The sequence below is a fragment of the Anoxybacillus suryakundensis genome (assembly GCF_001418025.1).
Lineage (GTDB): Bacteria > Bacillota > Bacilli > Bacillales > Anoxybacillaceae > Anoxybacillus > Anoxybacillus tengchongensis.
The window spans coordinates 1-14,081 of the sequence record NZ_LIOK01000001.1; the positions used below are offsets into that span (position 1 = coordinate 1).

11 protein-coding genes and 1 other annotated feature are annotated in these 14,081 nt (G+C 40.5%); of the genes, 5 read left to right on the forward strand and 6 right to left on the reverse strand.

The features are described 5' to 3' along the window. From ASC42_RS00005 to ASC42_RS00020, 4 genes are all read left to right on the forward strand, one after another. Positions 1-201: ATP-binding protein (locus ASC42_RS00005; RefSeq protein WP_167338081.1), on the forward strand; the 201-nt coding region annotated here is incomplete at its 5' end. Positions 202-450: 249 nt separating this feature from the next. After that, complete coding sequence (locus ASC42_RS00010) at positions 451-1,041, forward strand: prepilin-type N-terminal cleavage/methylation domain-containing protein (protein WP_055439994.1); 591 nt, start codon at positions 451-453, stop codon at positions 1,039-1,041. Continuing rightward, positions 1,025-1,594, forward strand: a complete 570-nt coding sequence (locus ASC42_RS00015; RefSeq protein ID WP_055439995.1) for a PulJ/GspJ family protein — start codon at positions 1,025-1,027, stop codon at positions 1,592-1,594. Before ASC42_RS00010 ends, ASC42_RS00015 begins: the two co-directional genes overlap by 17 nt. Positions 1,595-1,607: 13 nt before the next feature. Next, entirely contained in the window at positions 1,608-3,245 is a 1,638-nt protein-coding gene (locus ASC42_RS00020) for a hypothetical protein (RefSeq protein WP_055439996.1), read from the forward strand. Between the two features lie 9 nt (positions 3,246-3,254). Here the strand turns inward: ASC42_RS00020 and ASC42_RS00025 are convergent, their stop codons facing one another. The 4 genes from ASC42_RS00025 to ASC42_RS00040 form a co-directional block, all read right to left on the reverse strand. Next, positions 3,255-4,103: an ankyrin repeat domain-containing protein gene (locus ASC42_RS00025; protein ID WP_055439997.1), complete on the reverse strand. Its 849-nt coding sequence runs from the start codon at positions 4,101-4,103 to the stop codon at positions 3,255-3,257. 18 nt (positions 4,104-4,121) lie between these two features. Next, a complete protein-coding gene (locus tag ASC42_RS00030; RefSeq protein ID WP_055439998.1) occupies positions 4,122-7,544 on the reverse strand; it encodes an Ig-like domain-containing protein in 3,423 nt (1,140 codons plus the stop codon). 58 nt (positions 7,545-7,602) lie between these two features. Further along, positions 7,603-8,907, reverse strand: a complete 1,305-nt coding sequence (locus tag ASC42_RS00035) for a bifunctional folylpolyglutamate synthase/dihydrofolate synthase (RefSeq protein ID WP_055439999.1) — start codon at positions 8,905-8,907, stop codon at positions 7,603-7,605. 62 nt (positions 8,908-8,969) lie between these two features. Further along, positions 8,970-11,594 (reverse strand): valine--tRNA ligase, encoded by a 2,625-nt coding sequence (locus ASC42_RS00040; protein WP_055440176.1) that lies wholly within the window; start codon positions 11,592-11,594, stop codon positions 8,970-8,972. A gap of 41 nt (positions 11,595-11,635) precedes the next feature. Then, positions 11,636-11,858 (reverse strand) — a binding site (T-box leader). A gap of 137 nt (positions 11,859-11,995) precedes the next feature. On the opposite strand from ASC42_RS00040, the gene ASC42_RS00050 reads away from it, so the two are divergent. Further along, positions 11,996-12,187 (forward strand): hypothetical protein, encoded by a 192-nt coding sequence (locus ASC42_RS00050; protein WP_009361757.1) that lies wholly within the window; start codon positions 11,996-11,998, stop codon positions 12,185-12,187. Here ASC42_RS00050 and ASC42_RS00055 read toward each other — a convergent pair. Together ASC42_RS00055 and ASC42_RS00060 are read right to left on the reverse strand one after the other, a co-directional pair. Continuing rightward, complete coding sequence (locus ASC42_RS00055) at positions 12,172-13,083, reverse strand: protein kinase family protein (protein WP_055440177.1); 912 nt, start codon at positions 13,081-13,083, stop codon at positions 12,172-12,174. The two genes, ASC42_RS00050 and ASC42_RS00055, sit on opposite strands and share 16 nt — an antisense overlap. Positions 13,084-13,098: 15 nt before the next feature. Further along, positions 13,099-14,004, reverse strand: a complete 906-nt coding sequence (locus tag ASC42_RS00060; RefSeq protein WP_055440001.1) for a LysM peptidoglycan-binding domain-containing protein — start codon at positions 14,002-14,004, stop codon at positions 13,099-13,101. Positions 14,005-14,081 lie beyond the last annotated feature (77 nt).

Consider the following 14,081-nt stretch of genomic DNA (forward strand, 5'->3'; position numbering starts at 1 on the left):
TTTTCCAATCGCTATGAACGTGCAAGTGTCATCATTACAACAAATCTTGAATTTGTAGAATGGACGAACATTTTTGGGGATGAAAAGATGACAGCAGCGTTGCTTGATCGGCTCACTCACCGTTCGCACATTCTTCTTCTAAACGGAGAATCTTATCGATTCCGTCAAAGTATGAAACAGAGGGAAAATGGGGAGTGGTAGCCAGATGCGCGAAGTGTTTGGATGACTTGCCCCTAGGGGCAAGTCATCCAAACACCCACCCTCTCCCATTTATGGGAACTCTGATTCTAAAAGTGGCTCACTTTTGAAGTGATCGCTCTGGCTCAATTTATTATTGACAAAAACAAAAATAAATATGACAACTTGTTCCCCCCGTTCACAAATGATACAACACCTAACTCTAACATATTGTATAATAAAGTTATGTATTTTAAAAGAAGGGGAAGGAAAATGTGTCAAAAGAAAATGAATATTTTTTATGATAAACATGGTTTTACGTTAATTGAAGTACTATTATCCATTGTTATTTTATCATTTGTTGTGAGCGGCATGTTCATGTTTTTCACTAATGCGATGACATACACAGCGTATAGCCAATCAAAAACCGTTGCCGTCAATATCGCTCGTGGGGTTATTCATTATATGGAACGTCTCGATTTCCAAACGATCAACGCCTATGTTCATGACCATATGACAGAACAAACACCGTTCATACGCTTCGATGCTTCGTCATGTTCCAATACATCGTTATTTCCTAACGAAGACGTATGCCAAGCTGTTTTTGCACCAACGGTTAACAACGTAACATATGATGAAGAAGACGTACAAGCTTGGTTAATTCCATACGATCAGGCCATATGGTCACAAATAAAAACAAACCCACCGAACGAGTTTCCTGACCCTTTAAAGCAAACGATTCAAAACGAGAAAGATATAAAAGAAAATGTAAGCGACTATTTACTTCGTTTATATGTCACTGTCCGTTCAAATAACGAAGTGATCGTATTAAAAGGGGTGATCGCCAATGAAAGTATTCGCTAATGAACGAGGACTAACGCTTATTGAACTACTTGTCGGTTTAGCGATCACATCGATTATTGCTGCTTCTGCATATGGCGTATTTACAGCCGGAACGAAGGCGTATAAACGGATTGGCATTGAAAGTCAATTGCGAAGTGAAGCAGATATATTGATGACAACGATTTTTAACGAACTATACGCCCTCGCGCCAGACGGATTAAACAAAAATGAATCAAACGAACATACATTGACGTTTGTCAATCACGTAAAAAAAGAAATTGATACAAATACAGGTCTTGTCGAAGAAAAAGAACAAGAAGGACAAACGTTACAAATTAAAATAGATGAGGCAACGGGAACATTACAAATAAATGATAAACAAATCACATCAAGTAATTTACGCATCGTCCCAGAACAATCAACGTTCACTTATACGTGCGTACAAGAACAACAAAATGTATGTAAAAGCGGTGTCATTTCCATTCGTTTATCTGTTCAAGACAATGATCATCGCCATCCGGGCGATCCGTTATATATTGAACCGTTTACATTGCAATCACAATTCGGATTTTAAGGGGGGAAGAGAGGTGAACGAGAAAGGATATAGCCTTGTGCTCGTTATGTTGACAGTCACTGTCTTTTTTATTATTGGATTTACGATTTTATCCGTCAGCATATATCAAGCAAAATTTACTCAAGTACGCGTAGAGGATGTCACATCGCTTCACGATGCCGTCAAAAACGTAGAAGAAACGGTTGCTGAGCTGAAAGCGAAAGTCGAACAGTTAACGTTATCAACCCCAACGCAGCTGGATCTCGATTTAGGAAATGCACAAGCTGGTTTTTTGAGTGAACTCATAAAACGCCATAGCGTCACAATTGAAGATATCACCGATGCAAAAGGAATCGTGCGTAATAAATTATTTACACGCGTTTTTCGTATATCTGCCCCATATGGAAGCAAAACGGTCACACGTGAAGTCATTATTACGAACGCACCGAGCTTTTTAAAATATGCCCTTGGTTCGCGTGAAAATGTTACGTTAAATGGCGGAGCATATATTGACGGCAATATATACACGGGAAAAGATATATATGTCACAAACGTTGCTAACTATATTTACAACTCGACGCTTTATTCCGTACAAACAACATTCCCAACGACGAGTGAAAAAAGTATATTGTTTGTTGAAGGCAACCGCTATGCGTGCGATCATGGAAATGGAGCGAGAAGTTGTTACACCATATCAACTGCATTTACAAAAAACATGAATGATTTTACAGCACATTCACTATCGTTCCAATATCAAGGACCGAGCGTTCAAAAAGAGCAAGATGACTTTATTGACGTAAATTTTGATTTGACATTAAAAGACAAACTACTATCAGCGGCCGGCATTGATGGATTTGATCCGAGTAAACAAGCGCAATATCAAAGTCTTATTTCTTTACCATTATCCGAGCTTGTCGAACAAATAAAATCGTCATTTGCGACTGTTGTCGTTAATGACCCTATCGATTTACCAACCGCATTAGAAGGCGCGATTGCCAGTGGAAAATCCATTTTCCTTGATACAAGTACCGTCCCGTATTTTGATATTACGTCGTTAACTTTAAATGACGGGCAATGGTTCATTGTGAACGGCGACCTAACTTTAGAAAATGCAGGGAGTTTACCTTTACAAATGAAAGGAAATATTATTGTGCTCGGCAATTTAACGATTACAGGACAAGTGGCGTTCGATTCTACCGTATACGTCAATGGAAATACGTCCATTTACAATACAACAATTAGCGGCTTAAATGGGAAAGAAGTTGTGTTACTCACAAAAGGCGAGCTAGAAATTGCTCGTGTCAATGAATTTACAAACCATTTTTCATTCACAACACCAAACTTAAAAGGATTTTTCTATACAGACAGCAACGCAGTAATTTATGCTGTCGGATCGTATATAAATATTGAAGGGGGGCTATTTGCTCGTGGCAACAACTCCATGATTCCGTACACAGATGAAAACGGGTTGATCGTTAATACGTATCGTGGTGAAACGAGTGATAGCGGAACAAATCTTTCGTTCCAAATGCCTATTTCATCTGAAGAAGAACAAAAGCAGTACGCTCGTTTTGTTGTGAAACATAATAAAGATGTGTTTATTAACCGCGGTCTCGGATTGCCGCTTGTTAAACAACTCGCCGTTATCGTTGATGAAATACGCGTACAATGAAAAAAGGAGCTACTTGGCTCCTTTTTCCTTTAGCTGCTTTATAATGTTTTCGTGTTTCCAATATTGTGCGAGGGAAAGTGCGGTGTTGCCAGTGTTGTCTCTCACATGCACATCAGCTCCGTAGCGAAGCAAGAGCGTCATTAATTCATCATAACCATACTCGGCTGCAACCATTAATGGCGTTTTTCCGATATTTGTTTTCGCATCCACCTTTGCTTTTTTCTCTAATAAATATGTGGCTACATCAATAAAATTTCGTTCAACTGCTTTATATAGCGGGGTTTCACCAACTTGATTTGCGATCTCTACATTTGCGCCATGTTCATACAAAAAGCGAACAACATCTACATTTCCCGCCTGCACCGCAAGCAATAAAGGCGTTTCACCATATTTATTTACCGCATTGACGTCAACGTCGTATTGACAAACGAGCTGTACAAGAGCAAGATTCCCGCTCCCTGCCGCAATATGCAAGGGAGTATTATGTTGTTTATCTTTTTCACGAACCGTTTGTTCATTTACGATTTGTTTTACGATTTCTATATTTTCTTCATTTCCTTGGGCTAAAGATGAAGCAAGTGCAAAATGTAGGGGAGGAAGCGGCATAACAGCCGACTTTCCTCCAGCTTTTAATAGTTGTGCTGCAATATCGCGCTGACCGGTACGCATCGCCACATCAAGCGGTGTTTCATGTTTTATTTTAAAATTAATATTTTTTTCTTTTTCCATATAGTCGCGCACCGCTTGAATGTTTCCTTGCTCAATCGCCCGGATAAATTTTTGTTGTTTTTCTTCTTGCGACGGAAAGCACCCACTTAACAAGCTGATGATGACAAATAGCGTCATCACTTTTTTCATACGTGTTCACATCCTTCGTTAGTACAACCAGCCGTTTTTATTTCCGCCTTTCGTTGGGTCTGTCGCATGTTCAACGACACGAATGATGGTTGATGCCGTCCACGTTTTTCCGTTTTCATCGATCAATTTTACCGTTAACGGCGTTTCACCGAGACGTTTTGCAGTCACTTCCCCATTTGAATCAACAACCGCATAATAACTATTACCGATCGTAAATGAACGGCTCACAATTTTTGTCGTCGCATTTGTCGGAATTGGTGAAATGTATGGTAATACGTTGATCGTTTTTCCTTTTTGTACAATTAATGTGGATGGAAGCGAAATGCCCGTCAGCGGTGAGCCAACGTGAACGATCGCTGTACCAACGACACCGTTATGCGCTTGCGCGGTAATCGTCACTTGTCCTGTGCTCAATCCTGTAACCTTTCCATTTTCATCAACCGAAGCGATATTCGGATTCGATGAGCGCCATGTAATTGTCTTATACGTTGCATCGTTTGGTGCAACTGTTGCTGTGAGCGTAGTTGTTTCGCCGATATTTATATTCGCAACTGTTGGCGATACAATAACGGCAGTTACTGGGATCGCTTGAACGGTGACAGTAATCGTCTTTTCAATGAGCTCGTCATTTCTGTTAAACGCTTGAATAGTTAGCGTTGTTACTCCTTCTTTTAATCCGGTAATTGTGCCGTTTGCACCGTTAATTTCAGCATACAAACTATTTCCTAGTGAATAAGATACGGCTTTTTTCGCATCTGCCGGTGATACGGTAATTGGAATTGGAATCGTTTCACCAACATGAACAGTAAAATCGTTTATTGTCATCGAATCAACCGGGATGCGTACAATCACTGTCATCGTTGCTGTCTTTACGTTACCGAACACATCTTTTACCCGCGCTGTTACTTGCGCCGTTCCTTCTTGTACTGCGGTAATGACGCCGTTTTGATCGATTGAAATGATTTGTCCGTTACTGTTTTCGCTCCACTCCACTGAGGCGATCGTTGCTTCTTGTGGCAAAACGTTTAATAATAAACGCGCATTTTTCGGCACGCCACGATTTACAAACATCGTACTTGGTAGCGTGACATCTGTAATTTTGTAGTCAGAAACAAACGACAAAGCATTAAATGACAAATTGACGATTTGCGTATTAATATCTTTATACGTCAATTTTGCTTGCGATAGTGAAAACGTTCCTTTTGTCATTGGCTTTACTTGAATGGCGAACGTTTGCGGTTCAGCTACATACGTTGTTCCTGATTTTACAAACGAAATGTCTGGCAACATTCCTTTAATTGTATATCCTTCTGTGATTGTCCCTTGTTTTGTAAATCCATTCGGTAAAGAAACGACCTCAATACCTGCCGGCAATTTTTCTTCAAACGCCATGTTCGTTACTTTTAACAACGTATTCGTTAATAATGACAACGGTTTTGGTGTGAGTGTATATTGTATCGTCACCGGCTCATGAACTGGAGCGAGCGTTTTTGAAATTGTTCGACTGACTTCAATGTTTGCCGATACTTTTTCAATGATCACTTGAAATTCTTTCGTTACTTTTGCTCCACGTGCGTCTGTTGCTTCAATTTTTATTTTCGCTGTTCCACCGTTTGGCATATTGTGCGGAAGCGATTGAATAATCGTTGTGCCGTTTGGTACGTTGTTTTGTGCATACACTTCTTGATCGTTTAACCACACTTTCGTAGAAAACGTTCGGTCAACTAAATCTAAATCTTCTACTTTATACGATAGTTCAATCGGCTGATTGCTCGGAATTTTTTCGTTTTCTTTCGGTGTGATAACCGTTAATTGTGGTGCATGATTCGATCCGAAAAACGCACGGTACATCGTATTGACGAATAGTTTTTGTTCATCTTCTGGAAATGCTGCTGTTGTCCCTACATGCCCTGTTCCTGAATATGTGACGTTTCCATTAGAGTACGTATAATAATGGTTCCAACTATCATATACATCACGAGGAGATCCGTCAATATTGTACCAAGGGATTACACTCTCATTTTCTAAATTAAGTGTATAATATTGGTTGTGCGTTGTTGCAATTGTAATGCTATCACCTAATGCAAATGGATAGTTTGTCATTAAACCGCTATTCACTTGTTTTGTACTTGTCGATGCATTTGGTGCCCCGTTTCCTAAATCCGTTTGCGGTTGAATTTGTTGCACAATCGGACCGAATTCATTTACCCATACGTTATTTGCTCCAAACATCACATCATGTGTAAACATGACGCTTTGACCAGATTGAATAAAGTTTTTGACGGATTGAACGGTATTTTGATTTAAAGAAATAACAGAACCACATCCGTTATAACAATCTGCAAAACCAAAAATAATCATATCATATTTTCCATTAATGACTTCATGTGAATAATTTGGTTCGTACATCTTGCTTTTTTGAAAATCTGCTAATGTTGTTACGTCAATATTAATATGATATTCATTTGTACGACTTAAAAAACTCGGATTCATATTTTTCGTATTTAATAAAGAACTTGCATCGTTCCCTTTGCGAATTTGTAATACTTTAATATTTGCAACAACATCTTGAAACTTCACAAACCCTTTTTCATAATCTTTTAACGCGCTTGTTTCATCAACAATTTCTACTTTCCAATAACGTGGTCCAGAATAGCCAGCTGGAAGGGTGTACGAAATCGTTCCTGTTGCTCCTTGCACTTGCTTTGATGAAACAATTTCTTCACTCGTATATTTGTCGTTAAAATCAGAGTCGATATATAAGTTGACAGTCAATAATTTATTTTGAAATTGTGTATAATTCGTAATTTGATATACAAATGACAACGTATCTCCTTTTGTATACACCTGTGTCGAAGACGGGGCATTTGTGAGCACAAAATGAGGACGTTTCGTGCCATTTGTCGCAAAATAGTTTTTCATGTTCGTATTCGTTGTAAAGAAAATGACGTTTGTTTTTGACTTCCATGCATTGGATTGAGAGTAACTATATAATTTACTTGTCGGATACTTTTTTACGCTGCTGTCATGAAGAAAAACAGGCAATCCTTTGTCAATATAAAATTGTTTGATTTGTCTAGCTTTCAAATCTGTCATATCGTTTAAAATATTCGTCGTATTATGCGATGCACTTCTATTGCTGCTCGTTGTCATGCCTAGTTTTGTCGGGTTATAATCGCCACTCGAAATCACAATTGCATCATATTTACCGTCTAATTCATCACGCAAAGCAACAAAACGTTTCATCGTCATCGTTGTCACATTGATATTCGACGTGCTTCCTAATTCTTGTTTTAACGGTGATGAAGATAATTGATTGGCGTGACTAACAATTTCAAGAACATTGTATGTGATATTGTCGTTCGCACGTACAGTGATGACAGGAATGAATAACGGAACGAGTAAAAGAAGCGTTAAAAATACCGAAACAGCTCTTTTCACCTACCTCTCCCCCTTTCAAAACTCCTACTTTTTATCTATTATACCAGTAACCTTCCCATTATTTATATTTATTTTTTATAAAATTCCGCACATTTGAGATGAAATAAAGTGAACCTGTAATTAAAATAATATCATCTTTTTCAGCTTGCTTTCGCTTTTCTTTTAACCATTGTTTCCAGTCGTTTGTCCATTGCACATTCGGATGTGTCGCTTGTTCCGCGAGTTGTTCAGCGGAAAGAGCGCGTGGAAAGTCAAACGTTGTAAACGTCATTGTTTCGGCAATCGATTGTAGCTTTCGAATCATCGCTGTGACCGGTTTATCACCTAACGCTGTAAAGAGCACGTGCACACGGCGATTCGGATAGTGAGCATTCATCGTCGCCACAAGGCTAGCGATTCCTTCTTCGTTATGCGCGCCGTCAATGATGATAAGCGGGCGATCGCTCATTTTTTCAAATCGTCCGAGCCACTCCGCTTTTCGAATACCGTGATACATATGTTCACGTTCAATAAGAAACGAATAATATGTGCGTAAATAATCGGCGACCATAAGCGCGAGCGCAGCATTTTTTACTTGATGTGCTCCAAGCATCGTTGTCGTTACATGATGATATGTCGTAAACGGTGTTTGTAACGAAAAACGTTCCCCACTTGCTGTTGGTTCATGAGAGAAAAGCATGAAATCACGACCGAGCGCATACGTTTTTGCCCGCACAGATGCTGCTTTTTCTTCTACTACTTGTAGCGCCTTAGGCTGATCGATCGCAGTAACAACAGGAATTCCTGCTTTAATAATTCCCGCTTTTTCAAATGCAATTTGTTCGAGTGTATCCCCTAATATATGTATATGATCGTAGCCGACATTTGTAATCACCGATAAAAGCGGATAAATGATGTTCGTTGAGTCTAAGCGACCACCAAGTCCAACTTCAAAAATGACAACGTCTTGCACGTTCATTTTACCGAAATAATAAAGCGCCATGGCGGTAATGACTTCAAACTCTGTCGGCCCACCTAATTCCGTTTGTTCTAACTCCTCTGCTAAAGGTTGAATGATTTGCACTAGTTTGATCAGATCGACATCGCTAATCGGTTGTCCGTTTATGCTAATGCGCTCATTAAACTGTTCAACGTATGGCGATGTAAATGTTCCAACACGATATCCTGCTTCTTGTAATATATGACGTAAAAAACAAACGGTCGATCCTTTTCCGTTCGTCCCACCGACATGAATCGCTTTGATGCGGCGCTCTGGATGATCGAGCTTTTCCATCATCCATTCCATTCGTTTAAGCCCCGGTTTGACTCCTAATGATAGACGGCTATGAATCCAATCAACTGCTTCTTTATATGTAAAAACCATGAAAAATCCCTCCTCTACAAAGTGAAAGACGAATCCAAAATGGATTCGTCTTCATCATAAAACTATTGTTTTAATTGTGCAAGACGGACGCGAACAGCTTCGCGTTTTTCGATGTAGTCGCGCTCTTTTTTCCGCTCCTCTTCCACAACGTGCGTTGGCGCTTTCGCTAAAAATCCTTCGTTGCTTAATTTCTTTTGCACACGCTCGACTTCTTGATCGAGTTTTTGCAGCTCTTTTTCAAGACGTTTCACTTCTTCTTCAATATTAATTAACCCTTCGAGCGGCAAGCTTAGTTCTGCCCCTGTCACAACAGCGGTCATCGCTTTCTCGACGGTTGGAATCGTCGTGTCGATGACAAGCTCGCTAGGATTACAGAAGCGCTCGATATATGAGCGGTTTTTATGAAGGGTATTCGCAATTTGCTCGTCTTTCGCTTTAATGTGCAACGTAATTGGTTTGCTTAGCGGCGTATTCACTTCTGCGCGAATGTTACGCACCGCACGAATCATATCAACAAGTAAACGCATTTGTTCAGCTGCTTCATGATTGCTTAGTTCAGGACGAACTTTTGGCCACGGAGCAACCGTAATCGACTCTCCTTCATGCGGAAGCTGTTGCCAAATTTCTTCCGTCACAAACGGCATAAACGGATGAAGAAGACGCATCGTTTGATCAAGCACGTAAGCAAGAACGGAGCGCGTCGTTTTCTTCGCTTGTTCGTCGTCACCGTATAGTGGCAATTTCGCCATTTCGATATACCAGTCGCATAAGTCGTCCCAAATGAAGTTATATAACACGCGACCGACTTCACCAAACTCGTATTTGTCGGCGAGTTTTGTCACCGTCTCAATCGTTTCATTTAAGCGTGTTAAAATCCAATGATCCGCAACCGTTTTTTCGCCATGTAAGTCGATGTCTTCATACGTGAATCCTTCCATGTTCATGAGCGCAAAACGGGAAGCGTTCCAAATTTTATTGACGAAGTTCCATGTCGCTTCAACTTTTTCTGTACTAAAGCGCAAGTCTTGACCAGGGGCACTTCCTGTCGCTAAAAAGTAACGAAGCGAGTCGGCACCGTACTGATCAATCACATCCATCGGATCGACGCCGTTGCCAAGCGACTTACTCATTTTTCGTCCTTGTGCATCACGCACTAGTCCGTGAATAAGGACATCTTTGAACGGGCGTTTTCCAGTGAATTCAAGCGCTTGGAAAATCATGCGCGATACCCAGAAGAAAATAATATCGTAGCCTGTAACAAGCACATCTGTTGGATAATAACGGTTATAGTCTGCCGATGTTTCATCTGGCCAGCCCATTGTTGAAAATGGCCAAAGCGCCGAACTAAACCACGTATCTAATACATCAGGGTCTTGTTCCCAATTTTCAATGTCTGCTGGTGGTTCGTGTCCAACATACACTTCGCCTGTTTCTTTATGATACCATGCTGGGATGCGATGACCCCACCAAAGCTGGCGAGAAATGCACCAATCGCGAATGTTTTCCATCCAATGTAAATACGTTTTTTCAAATCGCTCTGGGACGAAATTCACTTTTCCTTCTGTTTTTTGTAGTTCAATGGCAGCCTCAGCAAGCGGCTTCATTTTGACAAACCATTGTGTCGACAAATACGGTTCTACGACAGCACCGCTCCGTTCGCTATGACCGACAGAATGCATATGCTCTTCGATTTTAAATAGCACACCTTGTTCTTGTAAATCTTTGACGATTTGTTTACGGCATTCGAAACGATCGAGTCCCTTATATTGAAGCGCATTGTCGTTCATCGTACCGTCTTCATTCATGACAAGAACGCGCGGCAAGTTATGACGGTTTCCGATTTCAAAGTCGTTTGGATCATGTGCTGGCGTAATTTTCACCGCTCCGGAACCGAAAGACATATCGACGTACTCATCACCAATAATCGGAATTTCACGACCAACGATCGGTAAAATGACTGTTTTTCCGATAAGATGTTTGTAGCGCTCGTCTTCTGGATGAACAGCAACGGCTGTATCGCCGAGCATCGTTTCTGGACGAGTCGTTGCCACTTCGATATAGCCTGAGCCGTCTACAAGTGGATAGCGCATATGATATAGGGCACCTTGCACATCTTTATACACGACTTCAATGTCCGATAATGCTGTTTTTGTTACTGGATCCCAGTTAATAATGTATTCGCCACGATAAATAAGTCCTTTGTTATATAGCGAAACGAATACTTCACGCACCGCTTTTGATAATCCTTCATCAAGCGTAAAGCGCTCGCGCGTATAATCGAGACCAAGCCCCAGTTTCGCCCATTGAGAGCGAATGTGCCCTGCATATTCTTCTTTCCATTTCCACGTCTCTTCGACGAACTTTTCACGTCCTAAGTCGTAGCGCGTCTTTCCTTCATTGCGCAACTTTTCTTCGACTTTCGCTTGCGTGGCAATTCCCGCATGGTCCATGCCCGGAAGCCATAAAACGTCATATCCTTGCATGCGCTTCATGCGCGTAATAATGTCTTGCAACGTCGTATCCCACGCATGTCCTAAATGAAGTTTCCCTGTCACGTTTGGCGGTGGAATGACGATCGTAAACGGTTTTTTCGTTTCATCGCTTGTTGCTTCAAAAAACTTTCCTTTTAACCACCATTCATAACGGTTTGCCTCAACAGTACGGTGGTCATATTTTGGCGATAACATAAAAATCCCTCCTTCATTCAAATAAAAAACTCCTTTCATCCGAAAAGGACGAAAGGAGACTCTTTCGCGGTACCACCTTTTTTCTTAAGCTACGCTTAAGCACTCAAATCGATAACGGCGATGCACCGGCTTCTTCTACTTTCGTTCGAAGAAGCAGCTCCAGGGCGACCTTCCGACGACCACAAACCTAGGAAATCTCGCAGCTACTGATTTCCCTCTCTGCCAGGCGGGTTGCGCCGTACTCTTCCCCATCTTCGCTTTTTTTCTATTCATACATAATACTATATAAAAATCATATGAATCGTCAATAAGGTTTGCCACATTTTCACTCCTTTATACATATGATAAAAAAAGAAAAGCTCCAACATATGGAGCTAACCATTTGAAAAGGAAGTGAGCATATGCGTAAGCGTTACAATCCGTACGCTTGGCCACCGTGGTTAAGAAAACTTCGCTTCATTGCTGAACAATGCATCATTCCGATTACCGTTGTTCAAGCAATTCGCACGATTTTATTTCCAACAACAATTGATGTCATTTTACTTGCTATTTTCATTTTTCTTTCCTTCGCTTTACATTATGATTGGATTTGATCCGTTTGTTTTTCTTCTTCCCATTTTCCGATGACATATTCGATATTTTTCATTTGCCAATATGCCTGCTGCCAAGTAGCGGTGAATTGTCGCTCATGACGTTGTTGCTCGTACCGATGAATGAGACGAACAAAACGATGAGGATCAACAAGTAAATGAAAAAATAGTAACCGCTCATCTTCTTCAAGCGCCAATGTTTGTTCATATTGTGAAAGCCATTGTACTGCTTCATCACATACAATCGGATACGTGTGCAAATATTGGCGAAAAAAGAAAAGTAAATCATGAAATGGAGGCGCCCAGCGTGCTCGTTCGAAACTAATAAAATACGATGTGTCATCATCTCGCTCGACATAATGGCGAAACGATGGGCGACCGTGAATATAACAAATGCGCACCGTCTTTTTTTCTCTCATTCGCTCACGCCACTCATTTAACGTATGTTCAGAAAAAGAAATGGCGCGCATAACGTCAAGAAAATGGGTGCAACATTGCAGTTGAAACGGCGACATATACCATTGTTTTTCACATTGTTCAATATACTGATTTAATGTTTGTTTTGTTTTTTCAAGTGAGCTTTTTCGTTCCTTATAATACGATTCGATTTCCGTTTCCATCGTTTGCATTTCTTTTAACGAATGTTTATGCCATCGCGCCAAATCGTGAAAAAATGACGATGTTGGATCCGTTTTTTCTTTTAACCAAGGCATCATATAATACCATTGCCCATCTCGCTTTTTCGTTTCGTAAATCGGAATGGCAAGCGGTATACGTAGGCGATGAGCTTGTTCAATTGCCTGCCAATGTGCCAATGAATCGATTCGTTTGAGCGCATATGTTCTATTCGCTATTTCCCATTTTTGTATACGCTCATGTTGTAATTGCACCGTTTTCATCATCGTACAACCCTTTTACACTTTACTTGGCGTTGGAATGTATAGCAATTGTCCTTCGTGTATGTCCGCACCGCTTTCTAAATGATTTGTACGCAACAACTGTTGGACAGATACGTCGTATCGCTCGGCAATCTTGTCCAACGAGTCACCTTGTTGGACAATACAAATTTTCAAACGAGCAAACGCCTGTTCTTCATTTTTTTCGAATAATTTTGTTAAATATAAGGCGTTTTCATTTCGTTTTTCGTTCGTATCTCTCCCTTTCATTTCAAGTTGAAATGATTGTTTTTCCTCTTTTTGTTCTTCAGCTCGTTTATCTTCATGTTGCTCATCATCTAATAGCTGTTGTTCAACATGATTACTTTCTTCATGAAACATATAAAACGGTGGAACGTTGACGATACTTCCTTGATCCTCTTCCGTTTCTTCCTGTTGATATACTTCTTCTCTTGCGACCACTTCAAACGGTTCGAAATCGTCTACATTGTATGGCTCCCATTCATCATCTTGGCGATCATCGTCCATTTGAATACCATGAATGGCCACTTCCGCAATAAGACGTAATTCATGTTGCCTTAAATCATAATCAAATGATTCAATCAATACATATACTTGTTCGAGGTCGTCAATTCGCTCTTTCGGTACGGTGACGTCAATCGGAAATTGATGCAAAAATTCACCAACTTGTTCATCGTTTATACGGACATGCTCAACGTAGCGAACGGCTTCAACCGATAGATCGTCCTCTCCATCTTCTTCCCGTTTCGCATACTCCCCTGACAGTTCCAACACCCCGCGAATATACACATAATCTTCTTGTTCCTCAATCGTAATGGTTGGTTGTAGCGAAATCGATAATAACTGATCAACGTAATGTTCACGCCGAAAGGCAATCGCTTCTTCAATTGAAAAACGCAACATGCTCATCTCTCCTTCAACGTCCAAGTCATTTCACATTACTATGATTATGAAGTGGAAAAAAGAAGTATGCATAAAAA